Genomic DNA, 459 nt, shown 5'->3' on the forward strand with positions numbered 1-459 from the left:
AACTCCTCATCGGCGTCGTGCTCTCGCTGTTCGGGTTTCTCAACAGCTTCAGCCAGCCGTTTACGGGGTCGCTGTCGGACCGCACGGGCCGCCGCCGAGTCTTTCTTTTGACCGGCCTCGCGCTCGTCGCCGTCGGGAGCGCCGGCTACCTCGTGTTCACGGCCTACGGCTCGATACTCGTCATGCGTGCGCTCCAGGGTCTCGGCGCGGCGTTCACCATCCCGGTCACGGTGGCGCTCGTGAACGAACTCTCCGACGAGGACGAACGCGGCGGCAACTTCGGCCTGTTCAACACCTTCCGACTGCTCGGTTTCGGGACCGGCCCGCTCGTCGCCGGCGGCGTCGTCCGCGAGCGCACCGAGGTCCAGCGGGAGCGTGTCCATCGACACCCGGCGGTCGTCGGTCCACGGCCACTCCTCGCGCGGGCGGTCGCGGTAGACCTCGACGCCGTTGCCCTCC

At 69.1% G+C, this 459-nt stretch carries 1 protein-coding gene; it reads left to right on the top strand.

Features of this window, described 5'->3' with window-relative positions; translation table 11 throughout:
* The coding region (locus DVK06_RS17650) for an MFS transporter (RefSeq protein WP_233561812.1) at positions 1-459 on the top strand (459 nt) is incomplete at both ends.

It is taken from the genome of Halorubrum sp. Atlit-28R (assembly GCF_003665955.1).
Lineage (GTDB): Archaea > Halobacteriota > Halobacteria > Halobacteriales > Haloferacaceae > Halorubrum > Halorubrum tropicale.